21 protein-coding genes are annotated in these 20,855 nt (G+C 62.0%); 10 read left to right on the plus strand and 11 right to left on the minus strand.

The annotated features are described in order from the left end of the window. Positions 1-166: 166 nt before the first annotated feature. Together HJB82_RS28545 and HJB82_RS28550 are read left to right on the plus strand one after the other, a co-directional pair. Positions 167-859 (plus strand): L,D-transpeptidase, encoded by a 693-nt coding sequence (locus HJB82_RS28545; protein WP_207583081.1) that lies wholly within the window; start codon positions 167-169, stop codon positions 857-859. A gap of 125 nt (positions 860-984) precedes the next feature. Then, complete coding sequence (locus HJB82_RS28550) at positions 985-1,659, plus strand: outer membrane protein (protein ID WP_207583080.1); 675 nt, start codon at positions 985-987, stop codon at positions 1,657-1,659. A 27-nt stretch (positions 1,660-1,686) separates the two neighbouring features. Here the strand turns inward: HJB82_RS28550 and HJB82_RS28555 are convergent, their stop codons facing one another. The 4 genes from HJB82_RS28555 to HJB82_RS28570 all read right to left on the minus strand — a co-directional run bounded on the left by HJB82_RS28555 (position 1,687) and on the right by HJB82_RS28570 (position 6,174). Continuing rightward, entirely contained in the window at positions 1,687-2,127 is a 441-nt protein-coding gene (locus HJB82_RS28555; RefSeq protein ID WP_207583079.1) for a hypothetical protein, read from the minus strand. A 39-nt stretch (positions 2,128-2,166) separates the two neighbouring features. Continuing rightward, entirely contained in the window at positions 2,167-3,477 is a 1,311-nt protein-coding gene (gene glcF, locus HJB82_RS28560) for a glycolate oxidase subunit GlcF (protein WP_221142155.1), read from the minus strand. Positions 3,478-3,538: 61 nt separating this feature from the next. Beyond that, positions 3,539-4,738, minus strand: coding sequence for a glycolate oxidase subunit GlcE (glcE, locus tag HJB82_RS28565; RefSeq protein WP_221142157.1), 1,200 nt, complete (start codon positions 4,736-4,738; stop codon positions 3,539-3,541). Then, a complete protein-coding gene (locus HJB82_RS28570; RefSeq protein WP_207583076.1) occupies positions 4,735-6,174 on the minus strand; it encodes an FAD-linked oxidase C-terminal domain-containing protein in 1,440 nt (479 codons plus the stop codon). Before HJB82_RS28570 ends, glcE begins: the two co-directional genes overlap by 4 nt. A gap of 164 nt (positions 6,175-6,338) precedes the next feature. On the opposite strand from HJB82_RS28570, the gene HJB82_RS28575 reads away from it, so the two are divergent. After that, positions 6,339-7,235, plus strand: a complete 897-nt coding sequence (locus HJB82_RS28575) for a LysR family transcriptional regulator (protein WP_207583075.1) — start codon at positions 6,339-6,341, stop codon at positions 7,233-7,235. A gap of 80 nt (positions 7,236-7,315) precedes the next feature. On the opposite strand, the gene HJB82_RS28580 is transcribed toward HJB82_RS28575, so the two are convergent. Then, entirely contained in the window at positions 7,316-8,167 is an 852-nt protein-coding gene (locus HJB82_RS28580) for a LysR family transcriptional regulator (RefSeq protein WP_207583074.1), read from the minus strand. 136 nt (positions 8,168-8,303) lie between these two features. Between HJB82_RS28580 and HJB82_RS28585 the strand changes: the two genes are divergently transcribed. Then, a complete protein-coding gene (locus HJB82_RS28585) occupies positions 8,304-9,299 on the plus strand; it encodes a zinc-dependent alcohol dehydrogenase family protein (RefSeq protein WP_207583073.1) in 996 nt (331 codons plus the stop codon). A 22-nt stretch (positions 9,300-9,321) separates the two neighbouring features. On the opposite strand, the gene HJB82_RS28590 is transcribed toward HJB82_RS28585, so the two are convergent. After that, complete coding sequence (locus tag HJB82_RS28590) at positions 9,322-10,479, minus strand: adenosylhomocysteinase (protein WP_221142159.1); 1,158 nt, start codon at positions 10,477-10,479, stop codon at positions 9,322-9,324. 99 nt (positions 10,480-10,578) lie between these two features. After that, on the minus strand, positions 10,579-11,457 hold the full coding sequence (locus HJB82_RS28595; RefSeq protein WP_221117577.1) for a LysR substrate-binding domain-containing protein: 879 nt from the start codon (positions 11,455-11,457) through the stop codon (positions 10,579-10,581). A gap of 262 nt (positions 11,458-11,719) precedes the next feature. Between HJB82_RS28595 and HJB82_RS28600 the strand changes: the two genes are divergently transcribed. From HJB82_RS28600 to HJB82_RS28620, 5 genes are all read left to right on the plus strand, one after another. Further along, a complete protein-coding gene (locus HJB82_RS28600) occupies positions 11,720-12,286 on the plus strand; it encodes an NUDIX hydrolase (RefSeq protein WP_221117578.1) in 567 nt (188 codons plus the stop codon). A 63-nt stretch (positions 12,287-12,349) separates the two neighbouring features. Further along, the gene (locus tag HJB82_RS28605; protein ID WP_221117579.1) at positions 12,350-13,849 is read left to right on the plus strand and encodes an inorganic phosphate transporter; all 1,500 of its coding nucleotides are present in this window, start codon (positions 12,350-12,352) and stop codon (positions 13,847-13,849) included. A 130-nt stretch (positions 13,850-13,979) separates the two neighbouring features. Continuing rightward, positions 13,980-14,717, plus strand: a complete 738-nt coding sequence (locus HJB82_RS28610) for a 16S rRNA (uracil(1498)-N(3))-methyltransferase (protein WP_221117580.1) — start codon at positions 13,980-13,982, stop codon at positions 14,715-14,717. Between the two features lie 147 nt (positions 14,718-14,864). Further along, complete coding sequence (locus HJB82_RS28615) at positions 14,865-16,238, plus strand: glutamate--cysteine ligase (protein ID WP_221117581.1); 1,374 nt, start codon at positions 14,865-14,867, stop codon at positions 16,236-16,238. A gap of 213 nt (positions 16,239-16,451) precedes the next feature. Next, positions 16,452-17,315: a DUF937 domain-containing protein gene (locus HJB82_RS28620; protein ID WP_221117582.1), complete on the plus strand. Its 864-nt coding sequence runs from the start codon at positions 16,452-16,454 to the stop codon at positions 17,313-17,315. An 87-nt stretch (positions 17,316-17,402) separates the two neighbouring features. Here HJB82_RS28620 and HJB82_RS28625 read toward each other — a convergent pair whose 3' ends face one another. Next, the gene (locus HJB82_RS28625; RefSeq protein WP_207583066.1) at positions 17,403-17,702 is read right to left on the minus strand and encodes a DUF1127 domain-containing protein; all 300 of its coding nucleotides are present in this window, start codon (positions 17,700-17,702) and stop codon (positions 17,403-17,405) included. A 203-nt stretch (positions 17,703-17,905) separates the two neighbouring features. On the opposite strand from HJB82_RS28625, the gene HJB82_RS28630 reads away from it, so the two are divergent. Then, complete coding sequence (locus HJB82_RS28630) at positions 17,906-18,862, plus strand: LysR substrate-binding domain-containing protein (protein WP_164010060.1); 957 nt, start codon at positions 17,906-17,908, stop codon at positions 18,860-18,862. Between the two features lie 4 nt (positions 18,863-18,866). On the opposite strand, the gene HJB82_RS28635 is transcribed toward HJB82_RS28630, so the two are convergent. The 3 genes from HJB82_RS28635 to HJB82_RS28645 all read right to left on the minus strand — a co-directional run bounded on the left by HJB82_RS28635 (position 18,867) and on the right by HJB82_RS28645 (position 20,853). Continuing rightward, positions 18,867-19,508 (minus strand): TetR family transcriptional regulator, encoded by a 642-nt coding sequence (locus tag HJB82_RS28635; protein ID WP_207583065.1) that lies wholly within the window; start codon positions 19,506-19,508, stop codon positions 18,867-18,869. A 289-nt stretch (positions 19,509-19,797) separates the two neighbouring features. After that, positions 19,798-20,214 carry an MAPEG family protein gene (locus HJB82_RS28640; protein WP_221117583.1) on the minus strand — a complete coding sequence of 139 codons (417 nt, stop codon included), beginning with the start codon at positions 20,212-20,214 and terminating at the stop codon, positions 19,798-19,800. Positions 20,215-20,298: 84 nt separating this feature from the next. After that, positions 20,299-20,853, minus strand: a complete 555-nt coding sequence (locus HJB82_RS28645) for a hypothetical protein (protein WP_207583063.1) — start codon at positions 20,851-20,853, stop codon at positions 20,299-20,301. Positions 20,854-20,855 lie beyond the last annotated feature (2 nt).

A 20,855-nucleotide genomic window follows, 5' to 3' on the forward strand; every position in this document is an offset into this window, starting at 1 on the left:
GCATGCTGTCGTTCGAAAACCGCACACACTCTTCGGCATCATGTTCTAGATAGCCGCAAGAACAGGCGGCTCCCTTCTCCAAAAATGTTTTATCCGGCCACGCCGATCTTGAATCGGGCAGAAGTTCATGTAGCCTCGGGCGGATTTGCTTGAGGGGAATCGATTCATGATCAAATTAATGCCGGGTCTGGCTGCCGCCGGACTTGTCCTGTCCTTGATGTCTACATCAGCCTTTGCAGCGCCGGCCGGCTCCACGCCCGACAATACACGGCATCCGACGCAGATCGTGCGTGTCGCGCAGATGCCGAAATATGTGAAGCCGGAGTTCAAGCGTAAGAAAGTGCGGCTGGTGACGCCGGAAGCGGCCGGCACCGTGATCATCGATACCAACAACAAGTATCTCTACCTCGTCGAAGGCAACAACCGGGCCACCCGCTACGGCATCGGCGTCGGCCGTGACGGCTTCGGCTGGTCGGGTGTGGTCAAGATCGGCCGCAAGGCCGAATGGCCGGGCTGGACGCCGCCGGCCGAGATGCGCCGCCGCGAAGCCGCCAAGGGCCATATGATTCCTGCCTTCCAGGAAGGCGGCGAGGACAATCCGCTCGGCGCCCGCGCCATGTATCTCTACCAGGGCGGCCGCGACACCATTTTCCGCATCCATGGCACCAACCAGCCCTGGACCATCGGCCTCAACATGTCTTCCGGCTGCATCCGGATGATGAACGAGGATGTGACGCATCTCTATGATCGCGCGCCCGTCGGCACCAAGGTGATCGTCATCGGTCCCGGCAACAGGCAGGGCACGGTCGCGTTCGAGGACAGAGGCATCGACGTGCTGCGGACGATATTCGGCGGCTGAGCAACACTCACGAAAAAAACGAAAGGCGCTCTTTGACGCGCCTTTTATTTTTCTTAGACATTGCGGCGGAAAGCTGGCACATCTGCGGCAAGGACGACTTATTTTTACAATATCGGGGCTATTCAATGACATATGCGCTGCGTTCTTCCGCTTCGCTGCTTGCGGGCATCGCGTTCTTCACGATCTGTTCGGCAGCCTCCGCCTCGGCGGAAGACCTGCAATTCTCTGTCTACGGCGGCTACCAGACGGCACCGCATAGCGGCGTCGATCTTTCCGACGGCACGCATTTCACCGCCGGCTGGGAAGGCAAGTCCTTCGGCAGCCCGCCTTACTACGGCGGCCGCGTCACCTGGTGGCTCGAGAACTTCAACAAGCCGAACTGGGGTATTTCGCTCGATTATACCCATGACAAGGTCTATGCCGACGACGACACGCTCGCCAAGACCGGCTGGTCGCATTTCGAATTCACCGACGGCCTGAACCTGCTGACGGTGAATGGGCTCTATCGCTTCCAGGATCCGGCTCGCCGCTGGACTCCCTATCTCGGCGCCGGTGTCGGCGTGAACATTCCGCATGTCGAAGTGATTCGTCCCGAGGGCAAGACCTGGGCTTATGAATTCGGCGGCGTGACGCTACAGGCCCAGGCCGGCGTCGACTTCAAGGTGACCGATCGCTGGTCGACCTTCGTCGAATACAAGGGCACCTATTCGCGCATCGACGTTCCGATCGATAGCGGCGTGGACCTGAAGACCAACATCTTCACGAATGCCGTCAACGTCGGCGTCGCGTTCCATTGGTAATTGAATAATTGAGTTTCGGCTGCGGTGCTATTTGGTGCCGCAGCTGACCTTGCCCTCGACGGCATAGGGTTTGCTGCCGCCTTCGATCGTCAGGGAATAGGTGCCGCTGAAAGTTGCAGCCGGCTTGCCGCGTTCGCCGGCAACCACGACCAGATCCAGCGTTGCTCCGCCGGTTTCATCTTCGCCGCCGTCGAAGACTTCCAGCAGCAGATCGCCGTCGCGCGACCAATGGTTGGTCAGATGCTGCGATTCGAAGACACGCTTGCCGAACACGGTCGATTGCGCCGGATCCTTGACAACAAGCGCGCCGCGGAAATGGTTGAGCTTGTGACCGGCTTGGCTTTCGAAACCGCTTTCGAGCGTGAAGCGCGCTTCTTTGTCATCGGCGGAACAGAAAAAGCGGCTATTCGCATGGGCAGTCCCTGCCGCACAGAGCAGTCCCGCAAGCACAATCATTCCCCGCCACATCGTCTAAACTCCCGAGACCGGCCCGATCGGCCTTTCTCGTCAGCCTAAGGGCAAACCTCTTAATTTTTCCGGCACAGTGCCGCCGTAGGCCCAATCGAGCAGCTCGACCGTATGCAGGATCGGCATGCCGGTGCTGGTGGCGATCTGGGTGATGCAGCCGATATTGCCGGTGGCGATGACGTCGGCCTTGGTCGCCTCGATATTCTTGACCTTGCGTGCCTTCAAGGCAGCCGAGATCTCCGGCTGCATGATGTTGTAGGTGCCGGCCGAGCCGCAGCAGAGATGGCCTTCCGCCGGATCGCGCACGGTAAAACCCGCCGCTTTCAGCAATTGCTTCGGCGCCAGCGTGATGCGCTGGCCGTGCTGCATGGAACAGGCGGAGTGATAGGCGACGGTGATGCCCTTCGGCATATGCGCCGGCAGGTCGAGGGTTGCGAGATATTCGGTGACGTCCTTAGCGAGGCCCGAAACCCTCGCCGCCTTTGCGGCATAGGCGGGATCGAGGCGCAGCATATGGCCGTAATCCTTGATCGTCGTGCCGCAGCCCGAGGCAGTGATGATGATGGAATCGAGCCCCTGCCCGTCGATTTCGCGCGTCCAGATATCGACATTGGCCCGCGCGCTGGCGAGCGCCTGTTCGGCGCGGCCCATGTGATGGACGAGCGAACCGCAGCAGACTTCGCCTTCCGGCAGCACGACCTCGACGCCGAGCCGGGTCAGCAGCCGGATCGCCGCCGCATTGATGCCGGGATCGAGCACCGGTTGGGCGCAGCCGGAAAGCATCGCCACCCGGCCACGCCGTTCCGTCTCGGGCGGGTAGCTGCCGGGTTTTGCGAAGGCCGACGCTGCGGGGATGCGGCGCGGCGCAAGCGCCAGCATGGCGGCGAAGGGTTTCAGCGCAGCTCCCCGCATCAGGCCGGCAAAAGGTCGGCCGAGGCGGGCGAGATTGAGCGCCAGACGGAAACGGCCGGGATAGGGCAGCACGGCGGCAAGAATGGCACGCGTCAGCCTGTTCATCAACGGACGCTTGTAGGTCTTTTCGATATGGGCGCGGGCGTGATCGACCAGGTGCATGTAGTCGACACCAGAGGGACAGGTTGTGACGCAGGCAAGGCAGGAGAGACAGCGGTCGATATGGGTAACGACCTCGGCATCGGCGGGCCGGCCGTTTTCCAACATATCCTTGATCAGGTAGATGCGGCCGCGCGGACTGTCGAGCTCGTTGCCGAGCGTCACATAGGTGGGACAGGTGGCGGTGCAGAAACCGCAATGGACACATTTGCGCAGAATCTGCTCGGATTCGGCGACATCAGGGTCGAGCAGCTGGGTTGGGGTGAAGTTGGTTTGCATTTAGCGGGGCCTCCGCTTCGAGGGGATGCCAGCGGTTGTGCCGGGACGCAGACTCATCTTCTCACCCCATCTTCCCCGGATTGAATATGCCGGCCGGATCGAATTTCTCCTTCACCCGCCGCGACAACATCGCCACCGCCTCAGGCTCCGGATGAAACGCGGCGGTGGCCGCCCTCGCTTCGCCCGATGCGCGGAGCAGCGTCGCATGGCCACCGCCGAGCGCCTTGATATAGCGGCGGACCAGGTCGGCTTCGGGGCCGGCCTCCATGCGCATCCAGACGAGTCCGCCCTGCCAATCGTAGAAAGCGTCGACGCCGGCTTCCAGGCGTAGCGCTGCGACCAGCTGATGGCCGGTGCCGGGAGCGACCGAAACACGCCAGACTGGCCGCGGAGTCGCATCGGCATAGGGCAGGACGTCACGGATTTCCTGCCAGAGCCTGCGGCTTTCCGGCTCATCCAGCCGCGTCACCGTCGCGAAGGCCGACATTGCCGCCGCAAGCTTTTCGATGCGCACGTCGACCGAGCTCGCCAGGCCTTCAATGCGCAGAACCGTCGCCTCGCCCTCCGGCAATTTGCCGGCGAGGAATTTCCACGTCACCGTCAGCGGCAGGTGGGCGGCACCCGAGACTTCGACCGGCAGCGCCATCGCCGCCGCCATGGCGTTTGCCGCCTCGGCGTCGTTGAGACCGGATAGAACCACCGTACGCTCGGTCTTCGGACGCGGCGGCACCCGGAAGGTGACTTCGGTGAGGAAGCCCAGCGTGCCATGCGAGCCGGCGATCAGCTTGACGAGGTCGAGGCCGGTGACATTCTTCATCACCCGGCCGCCGGCCTTGATGATCTCGCCGCGGCCGTTGACGAAGCGCACACCGAGCAGGCTGTCGCGGGCGGCTCCCGCGATCAGCCGACGCGGGCCGGAGACATTGGCGGCAAAGACACCGCCGATCGTCGGCTCGCCCGAGGTTCCCATGACAGGGCGATGGTCCATCGGCTCGAAGGCGAGCATCTGGCCGCTGTCGGAAAGTGCCGCCTCGACCTCTGCAAGCGGCGTACCCGATCGCACGGTCATGACCATTTCGCCGGGGTTATAGGCGACGATGCCGGCAAGCCCGGTCGAGCGCAGCCGGTCTTCGGCGATGACGGCATTGCCGAAACCCGAGCGGGTATCGCCGCCGCAGATTGCAAGCGGCCGGCCGGCCTCGGCATGGGCGCGGACGATCGCCGCCGCCTCTTCCTCGCTCGTCGGCATCAGATCGATCATGCGGGGGGACGCCCTTCGAGCGGGAAGACCTTCGACGGGTTGAGGAGCCACCCGGGATCGAAGGCGGCGCGCGCCGCCATCTGCTGGGCGAGATCGGCCTCGGAATATTGATGTCGCATCAGGTCGCGTTTCTCGATGCCGACGCCATGTTCGCCGGTGAGGCAGCCGCCGGCATCGACGCAGAGCCTGAGGATATCGTTGCCGGCCGCCTCGGCACGGGCGGCATCCTCCGGATCGTTGGCGTTAAAGAGGATCAGCGGATGCATGTTGCCGTCGCCGGCATGGAAGACGTTGGCGACCCGCAGGCCGTAATGATCGATGATCTCGGCGGTCCTCTTCAGCACGTGCGAAAGCTGGCTGAGCGGCACCGTGCCGTCCATGCAGATATAGTCGGCGATGCGGCCGGTGGCGCCGAAGGCGGATTTGCGGCCCTTCCAGATCAGCGCCGCTTCGGTCGCCGACTGGCATTCGCGCACGGTCTTGACGCCGTGGCGGCGGGCGATCTCGACGATGTCCTTCAGCGTGGCGTCCATTTCCGCTTCCGACCCTTCGACCTCGACGATCAGCAGCGCGCCGACATCGAGGGGATAACCGGCATGGGCAAAAGCTTCGCAGATCTCGATGGCCGGTTTGTCCATGAATTCGATCGCGACCGGAACGATGCCGGCGGCGATGACATCGGCAACGCAGGCGCCGGCCTCTTCCGAAGTCTCGAAGCCGAAGAGCACAGGGCGGGCACCCTCCGGCTTGGCGATCAGCCGTACCGTCGCCTCGGTGACGATGCCGAGCTGGCCTTCATGGCCGCAGACGAGGCCGAGCAGGTCATAACCCGCCGCATCCAGCGCCTTGCCGCCGAGTTCGATTACCGTGCCGTCGACCAGCACCATCCTGACGCCGAGCAGATTGTTGGTGGTGACGCCATATTTCAGGCAGTGGGCGCCGCCGGAATTCATGCCGATATTGCCGCCGATGGTACAGGCGAGCTGCGAACTCGGATCGGGGGCGTAGAAAAAGCCGTCAGCGAAGACGGATTCCGAGATATTGAGGTTGGTGACGCCAGCCTGCACCACGGCGCCGCGGTTCGGCAAGTCGATTTCGAGGATGCGGTTCATCTTCGACAGGCCGAGCACGACGGCGTCCTCTTGCGGAATGGCGCCACCGGAAAGCGAGGTGCCGGCGCCGCGCGGCACGACCGGAATGCCGTAACGGTGGCAATAACGCATGATGGCCGAAACCTCGGCCGTGGTGCGCGGCAGGGCGACGGCGAGCGGCAGACGACGGTAGGAAACGAATGCGTCGGTCTCGAACGGCACCAGTTCACGCGCCTCATGGACCAGGCATTCCGGTGGCAGAAGTTCGGTCAGATCGGCGACGATCTGGGCTCGGCGCGCCAGCACATCGGCGCGCGGCTCGAGAAACGATATGGCGTCGGACATGGCGTTCTCCCTGATTCTCTTTCATCGGGAAAATGACAACAGGAAATGGCAGCGGAAACCGGCCGCGAACCTCCCTGCCGCCGATAGACCCGGCTTAACACTTTCCCGAAATTGGCGCAAATGCTAAGCACTTATGACAAAAAGGGAAAAAGTCACAAAACCTTATGACCAATCTGGGTGATCTCGAAATCTTTGCCAAGGTCGTTTCGACAGGCAGCATGTCGCTCGCCGGGCGCGCGCTCGGCTTTTCTCCCGCCGTCGTCTCCAAACGGATCAAGCGGCTGGAGGATCGGCTCGGCACCCGGCTTTTGCAGCGCACGACGCGGCAAATCTCGCTGACGGAGGCCGGACAGGGTTTCTACGACCGCGTTCTTGGCATTCTCGCCGGGTTGGAGGAGGCGGAATTCTACATTTCCGGCCGCTCGGCGCAGATGCACGGCACGCTGAAGATCTCGGCGCCGACCTCTTTCGGACGCATGCACATCGCGCCGCATCTGAAGACGTTTATGCAGGCGCATCCGGAGCTTACGATCAACCTGGTGCTGACGGACGAATTCAGCGACATCGTCGGCGGTGGTTTCGATCTGGCGATCCGCATCGCGGAACTCACCGATTCGAGCCTCGTCGCTCGCCGGCTGGCGCCAGTGCGCCGGCTGCTCTGCGCCTCGCCGGATTATCTGACGGCACATGGCGAACCCAGGCATATCGACGAGTTGAAACACCACCGCTGCCTGCCGGCGCATAATAACGACACCTGGCGGCTGAACGGGCCGGGCGGGATGCTCAGCCTGAAGCCGGAAGGCATGTTGATCACCAATTCCAGCGAGGTGATCCGCGAGGCGGTCATCTCAGGCCTCGGGATCGCCCTGCGCTCCACCTGGGATATCGGCGAAGAGCTCAAAGCCGGCCAGCTGGTGCAGGTGCTGCCGGCCTATGAAGGCTCGCACAATGTAGCACTTTCGGCCGTCTATCCCAGCCGGCAGTTCCTGCCGGCCAAGGTGCGGCTGTTCATCGATTATCTCGCGGAGCTTTACGGCCCCGTCCCCTATTGGGAGATATGACTGCAGACCCAACTGGAAATTGGAGCGTGATGTCGCTCCGAAAATCGCTCACATTTTCGGGATCATTTTCCAGCGTCGGTTCAGCCCGCCAATCTCTCGATGACAAGATCCAGCAGGGCGCGCAGCCGCGCCAGGCGTTTCATGTCGCGGTGATAGCCGACCCAGGTGTCGCGGCCGGGCGGTGCCTCGCCGAGACCGACCAGTTCGATGGCAGCAATGGAATCACCGAGCGGCCGCGGCAGGACCGCGAGCCCTGCTCCATTGGCACAGAGCGCCGCCTGCACATCGCGGCTGTTGCTGCGCAAGACGATTTCAGCCCGCGGCAAGAGGCGCTGCAGCCAGCCGACATCCGGCATGTCGCCGAAAGCCTCGTCCATGGTGACGAGGCGGGCGCCGGCGCCATCGAATGCTTTCGGGTGCGGCGCGCCGCGACGGATGTAAAGGCCGTATTCGATATGGATGAGCTTGCGCGAAATGATCTCCGCTTCCGTAAAGGGCTGAATGCGGAAAACGAGGTCGGCTTCGCGTCGCGGCAGGCTGAGAAGCCGGCTGTCGGTCAATAATTCAACCACCACCTTGGGATGGACTTGGGAGAATTCCGCCAGCACCGGCGAAAGCATATGCACGCCGAACCAGTCGGATGAGGATAGCCTGAGAAAACCACCGAGCTGGCGGCTGCCGCCGGTAAGGACGCGCTCCACAGCAAGCGCCTCCTCCTCGATGCGTTCGGCACCGGCGAGCACGACCGCGCCTTCCTCGGTCAACACAAAGCCCTCCGTGGTGCGCTGAAATAACGTCTGGCCAAGAGAGGCTTCAAGGGCACGCAACCGCCGGCCCATCGTCGGCTGCGTCAGCCCGAGGCTGCGGGCTGCTGCCCCCAGCGTGCCGAACCGTGCGATCGCCAGAAACAGCTTCAGGTCGCTCCATTCCATCACTCGTATCCATCAAACAAAAATGCATGAGCTTCAGTCGTTGTCTTTTATTTTCATTCGCGTTTCAATGAGCGATCTTTCTTCCAGAAGACCCGTTGCGACCGTAGGCGCCACACTGCGAACGAAGGAGAGTTGCATGTCGATACAATCAACGATGAAAGTGCTGCTGGCGGAATCGCCGAATTCGCCATTGCGGATCGCCGATGTTCCGAAGCCGGTGCCCGTCGAAGGCCAGGTCCTGGTGCGCATCACGGCGAGCGGCGTCAATCCGCTCGACCTCAAGATCCGAGCCGGCAATGCGGCCCATGCGCGCCACCCGCTTCCGGCCATTCTTGGCATCGATATGGCAGGTATCGTCGAAGAGATCGGACCCGGCGTCGGCGGTTTCCGTCGCGGCGACGCGGTCTATGGCATGACCGGCGGGGTCGGCGGCGTTCAGGGATCGCTTGCCGAATTCGCAGCCGTCGACGCCGCACTGTTGGCGCCAAAGCCGCAGAACGTTTCGATGCGCGAGGCCGCAGCATTGCCGCTGGTCGCAATTACCGCCTGGGAAGGACTCGTCGACCGCGCCGGAGTGAGAGCCGATCACAAGGTGCTGGTGTTGGGCGGCGGCGGTGTCGGCCATATCGTCGCCCAGATCGCCAAGGCCGTCGGGGCGCAGGTCTATGTCATCGACGGCGCTTCGAAAATGGACTATCTCGCCGGTCTCGATGCAACGCCGATCGATCGTGCCGCGGAAGCGGTGGAAACCTATGTCGCTAGACATACCGGCGGCGAGGGTTTCGATCTGGTCTACGATACGGTCGGCGGCCAGGGGCTCGATACGGCGTTCCAGGCGGTTAACCGGTTCGGTCATGTCGTGAGCTGCCTTGGCTGGGGAAATCACGCGCTGGCGCCGCTCTCCTTCAAGGCGGCGACCTATTCCGGCGTCTTCACGCTGCTGCCGCTTCTGACCGGCGAAGGACGCCCCCATCACGGCGAGATCATGCGTGAAATGACGAAGCTGGTCGAAGCCGGCAAGGTGGTGCCAAGGCTCGACCCGCACCGCTTCACACTGGGCGATACCGACGAGGCACATCGGCTGATCGAAAACCGGCAGGCGGACGGGAAGCTCGTCGTCGAGATCGACTGATCTCTTCGCTGAATGCTCACATCTAGCGCGCCAAATCCAGATAAGCGTTGGCCACCATCGCGTCGATATCGCCGGGGACCGGCACGATGCAGGATTGGGGAGCGGCCTCGCCCTTGGCGATGCGTTCCAGGCAGCGGGCCTGAAGGGTGAAGCCGAGATCCATCGATTCGACGGTATTGCCGAGCGGCCGCGGACCGGCGAGATTGGCCATGTGGCCGCCGCCCAGCACATGGAAGGAACGACCGTCGATCAGATGGAAGGTCTCGATATGGTCGGCCTCGTAACAATCGATGCCGACGACATCCGAATGGCGACGGAAAGCCTCGACATCGATCTCATGCGGGAAATGGCCGCCATTCATCAGGATCGCGCCGTGCTTGATGAGGAGCAAGTCGGCCGCCGTGACGATGCCGGCAAAGCCGGTGACGGTGACGATTATGTCGGCCGAGCGAATCGCATCGTCACGCAGCGGCGTGACGACACCGTCGAGATGGGCTTCGAGCGTCGTCACCGGATCGATATCGACGACGCTGACGGTGGAAAAGGCGTTGCGGAAACAGGCGGCCGTGCCCTTGCCGCAGGCGCCGTAGCCGAAGACCGTCACACGTTTGCCGTTGGTCGAGCGGTTGGTGAAGCGCAAATAGCTTTCGAACAGGCTCTGGCCGACGGCATGCCGGTTTTCGGCGAACTGCTTGATCGGGCTGTCGTTGATGACGAGGATCGGCATGTTCAGGCGTTCGCGCAACGGCAGCAGCCGCGTGCGCCCCGAGGTGGTCTCCTCGGTGCCGCCACGGAGATTGGCGTAGGGCCTCTCCGCCGCCATGGCGAAGAGATCGCCGCCATTGTCGAGCAGCAGATCCGGCTTTTCAGCAATTACTGCTTCGAGGCTGCCATGATGGGCGGCGGGATCGGTCGTCTGCGTGGCGAAAACGGTGATGCCCTGGGACCGCAGGAACTCGACCGTCGAAGGCTGGGTGCTGTTGAGATTGCCGGTGCAGACAAGATGCGCGCCGCCGGCGCGAAGCGTCATCAGCAGCGCCACCGTCTTCGGTTCCAGATGAATGCCGGTGCCGATCGACAGGCCAGCGAAGGGACGCGTCCGCTCGAATTCGGCCGCGGTCGCCTTCAACAGCCGACAGCTGCTGCCGATCCAGTCGATGCGTGTCGCAGTCTTTTCCATCATTTCATCCCTGTTGCCGATGCTCCCATATTTTTTAGCGGAGCGGCAGGGCGGCGACTATGGAGGTTATTCTGGCGAAGGAGCAGAAAATCTGCCCTTTCAGCTCGCTTTCCCGCAACGGTGCAGCCAGCCGGACAGGGCCGCAAAACCCGGTCGCTTGGCATCCGGCGTGCGGCAGCAGAGGCTGTAGCCGGACGGACGGGAGACGAAGCCGTAGGGTGCCACCAGTTGACCGCGCAGAAGATCGTCCTCGATCGAGGCGCGCGGCGCAAGGGCGATGCCGAGCCCCGAGCGGGCGGCACCGAGCGCCAGCAGCAGATCCTCGAATTCCTGGCGGCGGGAAAAGGCAACCGGCGGCGTGCCGCTTTCGACAAACCACTCGTCCCAGAGCTTGGGAACGCTGCGGCTGGCAAGCATGGTGAGCCGGCCCATTGCCGCCGGGTCGGGCGACAGTGTCGCGGCAAGCGCCGGCGTGGCGACCGGGCCGAACTCGTCCTCCATGAACCGCACGGCGCTAATCCCCGCGGACGGCCGGTATTCGCCGCCCATGATCACGGCGTCCAATTCCGGGTGCATCTGCAACGGTTCGACCACCGTCTTCGGTACGATGTCGACCACCACATCGCCGAGACTCGTCTGCATATCCGCGACACGCGGCATCAGCCACCAGACCGCGAAAGCGGAGGGCACGCCGAGCCGGATGCAGCCCGGCACCGCGCCTTCAAGCTCGCAAGCAGCGCGCTGCAGAATGTCGAAAGCCGCGCCCGACGCCTCGGCGAAAGCGCTGGCCTCCGCGGTGGGGACCAGCCTGCGGCCATCGCGCAGAAAGAGCTTGCGGCCGAAGTGGCCCTCCAGTGTGGCAATCTGCTGGCGCACAGCGCCGCGCACCACATTCAGCTCTTCGGCAGCCTTGAGAATGCTGCCGTGACGGCAGACTGCCTCGAAGGCGCGGACGGCATTGAGCGGTGGAAGGCGCATGATGACGACATTCAAAAATGATGGTGGATCACTTGATCTTGCGATTGAACGAAAGGCAAGACCACGCCATATTGTACAGCTGTGCAATGTGGCGCATTCGAAACAGGACGTGACGGATTTTTAAGTCTGGCCCAGCCTGATTTCCTCTATGATCGGGGGTCGAATCGCGTTCGGAGCGTTTGCGGCTTTTGGATTGTGTAAGCTTTTCGTGATACACGTATATGAGTGATTCCTAACAACCACTGCGAAGGTGACCCGACAATTGACTCTTCTCGCCCGATTGGCATCCGATGTGCAGCTGATGTTCCGGCGTCCGCCGCGACAGCAATATGGTGCGATCTGCTATCGGGTGAAGAAGAAGAGCGGTGATGCCGAGGTCCTTTTGATGACAAGCCGCGATACCGGCCGCTGGGTCATTCCCAAGGGCTGGCCGATGACAGGCAAATGCGCCCATGAGGTCGCCGCACAGGAAGCATTTGAGGAAGCCGGTGTCCGCGGCGCGGTCGAGACGGAAACGCTTGGCGCTTACAGCTATTCGAAAGTCCTGCGCGACGGCGTGCAGGTGGCCTGCAAGGTGCAGGTCTATGCGCTCGAAGTCACCGACATGGCGAAGAACTTCAAGGAAAAGGGCGAACGCCGCATCGAATGGGTCTCGTTCGATGAAGCGGCCGGGCGCGTGCGCGAACCAGAGCTTCGCACCCTCTTGCTTGCCTTCAAGCAGACGGTATCGGAAAGATTTACGACCCGACGGGCCAAACAGGCTCCTGCGGCCAAACAGATTTCGACGGCCAAACCAATTTCGGCGGCCAAACCAATTTCCGCGGAATGAATCCTGCCATCTTGCGGTGCTAGAAAAGCAACGTAGAAGCAGATTTCATACCTCGGAAAACGAATGCCGCCACGTCCCACAGTCCTGACGAAACGCACGCTCGACAAAGACCTCGCCAAGATCACCCATGCCGAGGACGCAACGAAGCATGTCTTGCGGCGGCTGGTGGCGCCTGGTCTCGGGCTGATCTTCGTCGGTCTGGCCATGCTGTTTGCCGGCGTCTATGTGTTCGACCAGCCAGGAGCGGTGCTCGTCGTGGCGGCGGCAGCCCTTGCCGGCTACATGGCGATGAACATCGGCGCCAATGACGTGACCAACAATGTCGGCGCTGCCGTCGGGGCGCGCGCGATGACGATGGGCCAGGCGCTGGTCATCGCTGCTATTTTCGAAGTTCTCGGCGCCACGATCGCCGGCGGCGATGTCGTCAAGACGATTTCCTCGAACATCGTCGACACGGTCCAGGTGCCGCCGGCGATGCTCGGCTGGATCATGATGGCGGCACTGACGGCGGCAGCCCTCTGGATCAATCTCGCAACCTGGTTGAACGCGCCGGTTTCGACCACCCATGCGATCGTCGGCGCGGTGATCGGCGCCGGTATCGCGGCCGTCGGGCCGGAACCGGTAAATTGGCGGGTGATGCTGGAGATCACCTCGAGCTGGATCACCTCGCCGCTGATCGGCGGACTGATCGCGGCCGGGCTGCTCTACCTCGTCAAGACCTTGATTATCTATCGCGACGACAAGGTCGCGGCCGCCCAGCGCTGGGTGCCGGTGCTGGTCGCAGTGATGGCCGGCGGCTTCATGGCCTATATGGTGCTGCAACTGTCGCCTACCGGCAAATTTCCGTCTTTTACCATCATCCTCATCGGCATCGGCATCGGGCTGGTCAGCTGGCTTGCCGCCCGGCCGCTTGTGCTCGCCCAGGCGCGCAATCTCGAAAACCGCAACAGCTCGCTGCGGGTGCTGTTCCGGCTGCCGCTGATCGGCTCTGCGGCGCTGCTTTCCTTTGCGCATGGCGCCAACGACGTTTCGAACGCGGTCGGGCCGCTTTCGGCGATCGTCCACTCTGTCGGTATCGGCGGCGGTGACGGCATCGGCCATCCACCGCTCTGGGTGATGCTGATCGGCGCCTTCGGCATCTCCGTCGGCCTGCTGCTGTTCGGGCCGCGCCTCATCCGCCTGGTCGGCGAGGAGATCACCAAGCTCAATCCGATGCGGGCCTATTGCGTCGCGCTGTCGACCGCCTTCACCGTCATCGTCGCCTCCTGGCTCGGCCTGCCGGTCAGCACCACACATATCGCCGTCGGCGCCGTCTTCGGCGTCGGCTTCTTCCGCGAATGGTACACGCGCCATTCGAAGCGCCGCATCGCCTATATCAGGCGCAAGGCCGAAAGCTTCGATATCGACGAGCCGGAGGAGCCGAATATCCACGAGACACGCCGGCGCTATCTCGTGCGTCGCTCGCATTTCATGACGATCATCGCTGCCTGGATCGTCACCGTGCCGGTTTCGGCAGCGCTTGCGGCAATGATATATTGGGTTATGTTCGCGCTCTTCGTCTAGAACAGGATGATTTTAGGCCCGCTCGGCCTAAAATCTGAATCCTGTTCTAAATTAAAGAGTTAGAGCATGATGCCATAAGAAAATCGCACACACTTTTCGGCATCATGCTCTAAAACCCGCGAGTTTTTAAATGCGCGCCAATTTCCGCATGCAACGGCTTTTCGTCGACGCGCCGCTTTCCAGCGGCGCCGCCCTCGAGGCGAATGCCGACCAGTTCAACTATCTCGCCAATGTGCTGAGGATGGAGGAAAGTGGGGAGATCCTGCTCTTCAACGGCCGCGACGGCGAGTGGAAGGCGACCCTCTCCTTCCCCACGCGCAAACGCATCCTGCTGAGAGCAATCGAAGAGACGCGGCCGCAGCCGCAGCCGTGCGACCTGCATTATCTCTTTGCGCCGCTCAAGGTCGGCCGCCTGGATTATCTCGTGCAGAAGGCGGTGGAAATGGGCGCCGGGCTGCTGCAGCCGGTCATGACCCAGCACGTCCAGGGTAAGATCACCAATCTCGACAAGCTGCGCGCCAATGTCGTCGAAGCGGCGGAGCAATGCGGCGTTCTCGGCATTCCCGATGTCGCCGAGCCCGTGAGACTTCTCGACCTGCTTGACCGCTGGCCGAGGGAGCGCCGCATCATCTATTGCGACGAGGGCGATGCCGGGCAAAATCCGCTGCCGGTGCTTTCAGCGATCAAGGAAAGGCATCTCGCTCTGTTGGTCGGGCCGGAAGGCGGCTTTTCCGAAGAAGAACGGACGCGGCTTCGAAGCCTCGATTTCGTCACCGCAATTCCGCTCGGACCGCGCATCCTGCGAGCCGATACGGCAGCCGTTGCAGCCTTGGCGCTGGTCCAGGCGGCGATCGGCGACTGGACCTGACGCCGAAAACGGGTGGACACGGAAATTGCTGCTATTTTTTTGATGCGTCGTTGAAAGAATTTCACTTGCAACATGGGTGGCTTGGGTCCAAATCACCCTTCCAATTGCCCGGCCCCCTGGGCGCCTTTTTCAATGCAGGTATCCCGCATGGCCCGCGACACCACCGACCAGACACCGCTCTCTTCGGTCCAGGATCTGACCGATTATATTGCCGCGGGCAACAAGCCGCGGGAGCGTTTCCGGATCGGCACCGAACATGAGAAATTCGCCTTCTTCCGCGCCGACAACAGCCCGGTTCCCTATTTCGGCGATGCCAGCATTTCGGCCCTGCTGACCGGCCTGCAGAAGAAAAACGGCTGGGAGCCGATCACGGACGGCGGCAACATCATCGGCCTTGCCGAGCAGAGCGGCATGGGCGCCATCTCGATCGAGCCCGGCGGTCAGTTCGAACTCTCCGGAGCACCGCTGGAGACGATCCATGAGACCTGCAAGGAATCGAACCAACACCTGGCGACGCTGCGCGAAATCGCCGAGCCGATGGGCATCCGCTTCCTCGGCATCGGCGGCAGTCCGAAATGGACCTATGCGGAAACCCCGCAGATGCCGAAATCACGCTACGAGATCATGACCCGCTATATGCCGAAGGTCGGCACCATGGGTCTCGACATGATGTACCGCACCTGCACCATCCAGGTGAATCTCGATTTCTCCTCGGAAGCCGACATGCGCAAAAAGATGCGCGTCTCGATGAAGCTGCAATCGCTGGCGACCGCCCTCTTCGCATCCTCACCCTTTACCGAGGGCAAGCCGAACGGGCTGCTCTCTTGGCGGGGCGATATCTGGCGCGATGTCGACAACCGGCGGGCCGGCCTGCTCGATTTCACTTTCCGCGACGACTTCGGCTTCCGCGACTATGCCGAATGGGCGCTCGACGCGCCGATGTATTTCATCGTCCGCGACGGCCGCTATCACGACTGCACCCACGTCACTTTCCGTCAGTTCATGAATGGCGCGTTGAAGGGTGAGATCGCCGATCCGGCGCCGACGATGGGCGACTGGACGAACCATCTCTCGACACTCTTCCCCGACGTGCGGCTGAAGCGTTTCCTCGAAATGCGCGGCGCCGACGGCGGCCCGTGGCGGCGCATCTGCGCACTGCCGGCCTTCTGGGTCGGCCTGCTCTATGACGATGCCGCACTCGAGGCCGCCGACGCGTTGACGAAGGATTGGAGCTTTGCCGAGGTCGGCGCCCTGCGCAATGCTGTTCCGGCGCAAGGGTTGAAAGCGCAATTCCGCGGACATTCGCTGTTCGACATGGCGCGCGAAGTGGTCGGCATATCGAAGGCTGGCCTCAAGGCCCGCGGCAAGCTCAACGGCGAAGGCCAGGACGAGAGCATCTTCCTGGCGCCGCTCGACGAGGTGCTCGCCAAGAAGGCGACGCTCGCCGAAGATCTGCTGTCGCTCTACCACGGCCGCTGGCACGGCTCCGTGGAACCTGTCTTCGAGGACTATCAGTACTGAGCCTGGCCAAAATTTCTCTCTAAAGCGCCTCGCGATCTTTCAGATTCGCTCCTAGCGCTTTAGCCCTTTGTTTTTACGCATGTCGTTATCGCAAAACCGCTGCACACTTTTGCGCGACATGCTCTAAGTTCTTATGGCAAAAAGCGGTTTGCGCTCTGCCATTTCCGGTTATAGTGACGTTACAATACGCCGCGAACCGGGAAAGGGACTTCCATGCTGCCACTCTTCGACATGATGATGCAGGCGCAGAACGGCGCGGCGATGGAGGCAGTCGCCCGGCAGTTCAACCTCGCCCAGGAACAGGCGACCAAGGCGATGGCGGCGTTGATGCCTGCCTTTTCCGCCGGCCTGAAACGCAGCACCAGCAACCCTTATGATTTCGTCGGGCTGATGCAGGCTGTCTCGTCCGGCAATTATGCACGATATTTCGAGGATATGAGCCGGGCCTTCACGCCGGAGGGCATTTCCGACGGCAACAACATCCTTGCCCAGCTTTTCGGCTCGAAGGAGGTTTCGCGCGCAGTGGCCGCGCAGGCCGCACAGATGACCGGCATCGGCCAGGACATCTACCAGCGGATGCTGCCGGTGCTCGCCGATACGCTGATGGGCGGGCTCTTCAAGCAGACGACCGGCCAGATGGCCTCACCGGTCAACCCCTTCGTCAACACGGCGATGGGCGAGACCATCCAGAAATGGCTTGAGAGTACCGGCTTTGCGCCGAAACCGAAGATGGCCCCAGAGGCCAGCATCTTCGACAATCCCTTCACCCAGGCGATGCAGCAGATGTTTTCGGTACCGAGGGCGGAACCGGCGTCTCAGCCGAACCCCTTCCTCGACAATCCCTTTGCCAAGGCCTTTCAGGAGATGATGGGCGGGCTTGGCCAGCCACCGGCGGCCAAACAGCCGACGACGAAGACGCCGGAGGCGCCGACGGAAGAGGCGAAGGTTGCCGACAGCTATACCGAGATGCTGAACGCGATGTTCGACAGCGGGTTGGAAGTACAGAAGACTTACCAGAGGAACCTGGAAGCGATTTTCGAGACCTATCGGCCGAAGGCGCCTGAAACCAAGGCATAAAAAAACCCGGCGATGGCTTGGGAAAGCCGATCACCGGGTCAAGCAGCAGGGCTATTGGCTATCACCCTGCGGGGAAACTCGACGCTCCTACTCCTCGTAGGAGCGGAAGAGCGACAGGCGCCAGCGATTGCGCGCTGAGCGCGTCAGATGTTCCGAGGGGTCCTCGAAGAACGTCGAGGCCAGGAACGCAGAGGTCAGGTCGGCCCTGCTAAGGCCGATATCCCTAAGCTGCGTGTCGTTCAGATCATGCAGCGCGTTGATCTCCATGCGATTGCGGAACCCGCGAAAGAGGGAGACCAGCGGAGCGAGGCCTGCCGCCAGGCGCTGGGAAAGCGTCGGGGTAAGCTTGCTGCAGTCGAGTTCTAGTGTTCGGTCTGTCGTGTGCATCGAACTCTCCTTTCTCGGGCACGCAACAACCCAACCCCTTCCGCGAGGTCGTGCGGAAAGGGATAAGGCTGAATTCTGCTTGGACAGGCAGGGTGTCTGTCCTTCACTTTGCTTGATTTGCATCCCGAAGATGCCAAAGAGCTATTGATCAGTCCAACGAATGTTTCTAATGATTATCATCAGCTATCTTTATGGGTGACACCATGGCCGCGCCTCTTGATCTCGACCAGTTGCAGACTTTCATCGCCATCGTCGATTCCGGCAGCTTCACCAAGGCCGCCGACAGGGTCTACAAGACCCAATCGGCCGTCTCCATGCAGATGCGCCGTCTCGAAGAGCGCATCGGCAAGCAGCTGTTCATCAAGGACGGCCGCGGCAACCGGCTGACGGTCGAGGGTGAAAAACTGCTCAACTATGCCCGTCGCATCATCCGCCTCAACAATGAGGCGATCGCGGCGTTCGACGATAACAGGCTGGAAGGGACGCTGCGTATCGGCACGCCGGACGATTATGCCGACCGCTACATGCCCGAGATCATCGGCCGCTTCGCCAAGACGCATCCGAATGTCGAACTCTACATCGTCTGCGAGCCCTCGGTGGATTTGGCCGAGCGCATGCACAAGGGCGAGCTCGACATCGCGCTCGTCACCCATAATCCGCGCGAGCGCATGTCCGATGTGGTGAGAACCGAGCCGCTTTGCTGGGTGGGTTCGGCAAACCATCCGATCCGCGACGACGCGCCAGTGCCGCTTGCCGTCGGCCGGCGTGATTGTCAGTGGCGCCAGCTTGCCTGTTCGGCGCTCGATGCTGTCGGACGCGAACACCAGATCCTGTTCACCAGCTGGTCCTGCACCGTCGTTGCCGCCGCCGTACTTGCCGGCATGGCGGTTTCGGTGATGCCGGAATCGGCGCTGCGAACCGGCATGAAAGTACTGAGCCAGGCGGACGGCTTTCCGGCGCTGCCGCCGGTACAGATCGGCATTATGAAACGGCCGGGCGTTTCGCTCTCGCTGATGAACGCGATCACGGCGCATATCACCGCCTGCCTCGACAACATCACGCCTGCTGTCGTCGACGACAACCTCGATGCGGACGTCAAATCCGCCCAGGCACGCCTTTATCCGCGGCTGAAGGCCGCCAATATGGTACCGAGCTGGTAAGTTTTTAGGCGGCGTTCGGCAGGGTCGTGGCGAAAAGGGAGGCGCGGATGACGCGTTTCCACTCGTCGAGCATGCGCCGCGCCAAAGTCTCCTCGCTGACGGCGGCAAGCCGGATGACGGCGCCGATCAGGTGGCTGAACAGGTAAGTGCGCGCATATATCTGCTCGTCGCAAAGGCTGGGCGCCAGCCTGCGCACGGCCTGATGAAAGATACCGGCGACGCGGGCGCTATGCTCGATATTCAGCTGAAGCAGATCCTGGTCGGTCTCCGTTCCCATCCAGACGCCGAGATAGACGGGATCATTGTGGTAGGAATCGTAGTACCAGTCGATGATGTCGCAGACGAGGTCGAGCGCCTGGTCGAGCGACCGCACGTCGGCAAACATCGCCGCCGTCTTCGCCTGGATTGCCGAGGCGTGCTGGTCGAACAAGGCTTTGACGATCGCCGCCTTCTCGGGAAAATACTGGTAGACCGAGCCGATCGGCACCTTGGCAGCGACGGCAAGTTCCGTCATCCGCATGGCGCTGACGCCCTTTTCGGCAATGATCTTGGCGGCGGCGGCGAGAATGAGGTCCAGCCTCTGGATGCTGCGCTCCTGCTTCGGCTGCCTGCGCAGGCCTATCCGATCCATGCTTTCCGCGCCCATGTCGTTCCCGTTCTTATCGTTCGCGCGGGCAGGCATCATGCCAAGCCAGCGCGTCGGGCGGATATGACATTGCAGGTCTTCATCAGTCGTAAATGAAAACGCTCGCATTTTAACGACCGGCAAAAGCGTGTGAAATCAGGCGCCTAGATCATATCATGCTAATTGATCAGCAACCGAAAGACCTGAAATAGTTGCAGAATTCTTCGAGCGAAGTGATATCCATGCCGCTGCACGAGACGAGTGACAATGCTGGCCACCGGACGCCTGGCGAGGCACTCCGCGCCGGCCCTCAGCTCATGGCCATCCATAGGGCGAGCCAGACCCACATAGCTCCTAACACCAGGTATCCGGCGGCAAAGATCGGGCTGCGGTAGCGCAGATCGTTGCTGGAGACATGGATGGCGGCATGGGCGTAACGCAGCGCGACGAAGGTCCAAGCGAGGCCGACGGCGACGATATTGTCGGCCTCGGTGGTATAGAGAAGAATACAACAGGCGTAGAACAGCACCGGCAGTTCGAACTGGTTGGCGAGGCAGTTCTTGACGACGAGGCTTTCGGCCGGCTCATCACGATTTTCGCGGTAGTCCGATTTATCGATATTGCCGGCGCGGACCATTTTTGCGCGCCGCAGCCCAAGAAGCGCATAAAGACCGTAGACCAGGGCGGCATGGGCGAGGAGTGGCCAGAAGATTTGATAGCCGGTCATATGGTTCCTAAGTCTTTTCGCTTCCGAATTCGTTGCGAGCAGTAGCCGAAAGGGAAGCCGGATACCAGCGCCCGATAAAGCCGCTCAGTCCTCGCGCGCCGAAAGCCAGCGGGCGATGGCAAGCCGGGCGATGAGGATGAAGCAGATGGCGAGGCTTACGAATTTCAGCCGTGTCATCCATGGCAGCAGCTCGGCTGCGAGACTTGCGGACGCACCGTTGCCGAAGGCGGCCAGGCTCGCAATATTCTCGCCGTAGTCGGCGATGCCGTAGATCAACGGCAGCAGATAGACCGCTTTGCCTGCGAGCGGATGCAGCGATCGGCCGAACCACGCGCCGGCGGGACCAAGCTTGGCGAAGGCGAGGAACAGCAGCGCTGTCAGCAATGCCGGAAAGATCAGCTCCGGCCCGAAATACATGGCCCGGAGCAGCTTGGTCGCCGTCTCGTTCTCATCGAGCAGTTTCTGCATATGAAAGACGGCCGACTCGTCGTAACCGGCGAAATAGGTATCGAGAACCGCCTGTCCGGTTTCGTGCTTGAAGGGCACAACGAAGCCGAAAGTCGTCCAGGCAAGCACGGCAAGGCAGAGGGCTGCGAGCAGCGCGACGATCCAGAGAGGAATCCCGCTGCCCGCTTTCATGA

This window comes from Rhizobium sp. NZLR10 (assembly GCF_019685125.1).
Classification (GTDB): domain Bacteria; phylum Pseudomonadota; class Alphaproteobacteria; order Rhizobiales; family Rhizobiaceae; genus Rhizobium.

Bases quoted from the DNA above. Each gene is read 5' to 3' on its own strand.
- HJB82_RS28545 (WP_207583081.1), top strand. From the start codon at position 167: ATGATCAAATTAATGCCGGGTCTGGCTGCCGCCGGACTTGTCCTGTCC.
- HJB82_RS28550 (WP_207583080.1), top strand. From the start codon at position 985: ATGACATATGCGCTGCGTTCTTCCGCTTCGCTGCTTGCGGGCATCGCG.
- HJB82_RS28555 (WP_207583079.1), bottom strand. From the start codon at position 2,127: ATGTGGCGGGGAATGATTGTGCTTGCGGGACTGCTCTGTGCGGCAGGG.
- glcF (WP_221142155.1), bottom strand. From the start codon at position 3,477: ATGCAAACCAACTTCACCCCAACCCAGCTGCTCGACCCTGATGTCGCC.
- glcE (WP_221142157.1), bottom strand. From the start codon at position 4,738: ATGATCGATCTGATGCCGACGAGCGAGGAAGAGGCGGCGGCGATCGTC.
- HJB82_RS28570 (WP_207583076.1), bottom strand. From the start codon at position 6,174: ATGTCCGACGCCATATCGTTTCTCGAGCCGCGCGCCGATGTGCTGGCG.
- HJB82_RS28575 (WP_207583075.1), top strand. From the start codon at position 6,339: ATGACCAATCTGGGTGATCTCGAAATCTTTGCCAAGGTCGTTTCGACA.
- HJB82_RS28580 (WP_207583074.1), bottom strand. From the start codon at position 8,167: ATGGAATGGAGCGACCTGAAGCTGTTTCTGGCGATCGCACGGTTCGGC.
- HJB82_RS28585 (WP_207583073.1), top strand. From the start codon at position 8,304: ATGTCGATACAATCAACGATGAAAGTGCTGCTGGCGGAATCGCCGAAT.
- HJB82_RS28590 (WP_221142159.1), bottom strand. From the start codon at position 10,479: ATGGAAAAGACTGCGACACGCATCGACTGGATCGGCAGCAGCTGTCGG.
- HJB82_RS28595 (WP_221117577.1), bottom strand. From the start codon at position 11,457: ATGCGCCTTCCACCGCTCAATGCCGTCCGCGCCTTCGAGGCAGTCTGC.
- HJB82_RS28605 (WP_221117579.1), top strand. From the start codon at position 12,350: ATGCCGCCACGTCCCACAGTCCTGACGAAACGCACGCTCGACAAAGAC.
- HJB82_RS28610 (WP_221117580.1), top strand. From the start codon at position 13,980: ATGCGCGCCAATTTCCGCATGCAACGGCTTTTCGTCGACGCGCCGCTT.
- HJB82_RS28615 (WP_221117581.1), top strand. From the start codon at position 14,865: ATGGCCCGCGACACCACCGACCAGACACCGCTCTCTTCGGTCCAGGAT.
- HJB82_RS28620 (WP_221117582.1), top strand. From the start codon at position 16,452: ATGCTGCCACTCTTCGACATGATGATGCAGGCGCAGAACGGCGCGGCG.
- HJB82_RS28625 (WP_207583066.1), bottom strand. From the start codon at position 17,702: ATGCACACGACAGACCGAACACTAGAACTCGACTGCAGCAAGCTTACC.
- HJB82_RS28630 (WP_164010060.1), top strand. From the start codon at position 17,906: ATGGCCGCGCCTCTTGATCTCGACCAGTTGCAGACTTTCATCGCCATC.
- HJB82_RS28635 (WP_207583065.1), bottom strand. From the start codon at position 19,508: ATGGGCGCGGAAAGCATGGATCGGATAGGCCTGCGCAGGCAGCCGAAG.
- HJB82_RS28640 (WP_221117583.1), bottom strand. From the start codon at position 20,214: ATGACCGGCTATCAAATCTTCTGGCCACTCCTCGCCCATGCCGCCCTG.
- HJB82_RS28645 (WP_207583063.1), bottom strand. From the start codon at position 20,853: ATGAAAGCGGGCAGCGGGATTCCTCTCTGGATCGTCGCGCTGCTCGCA.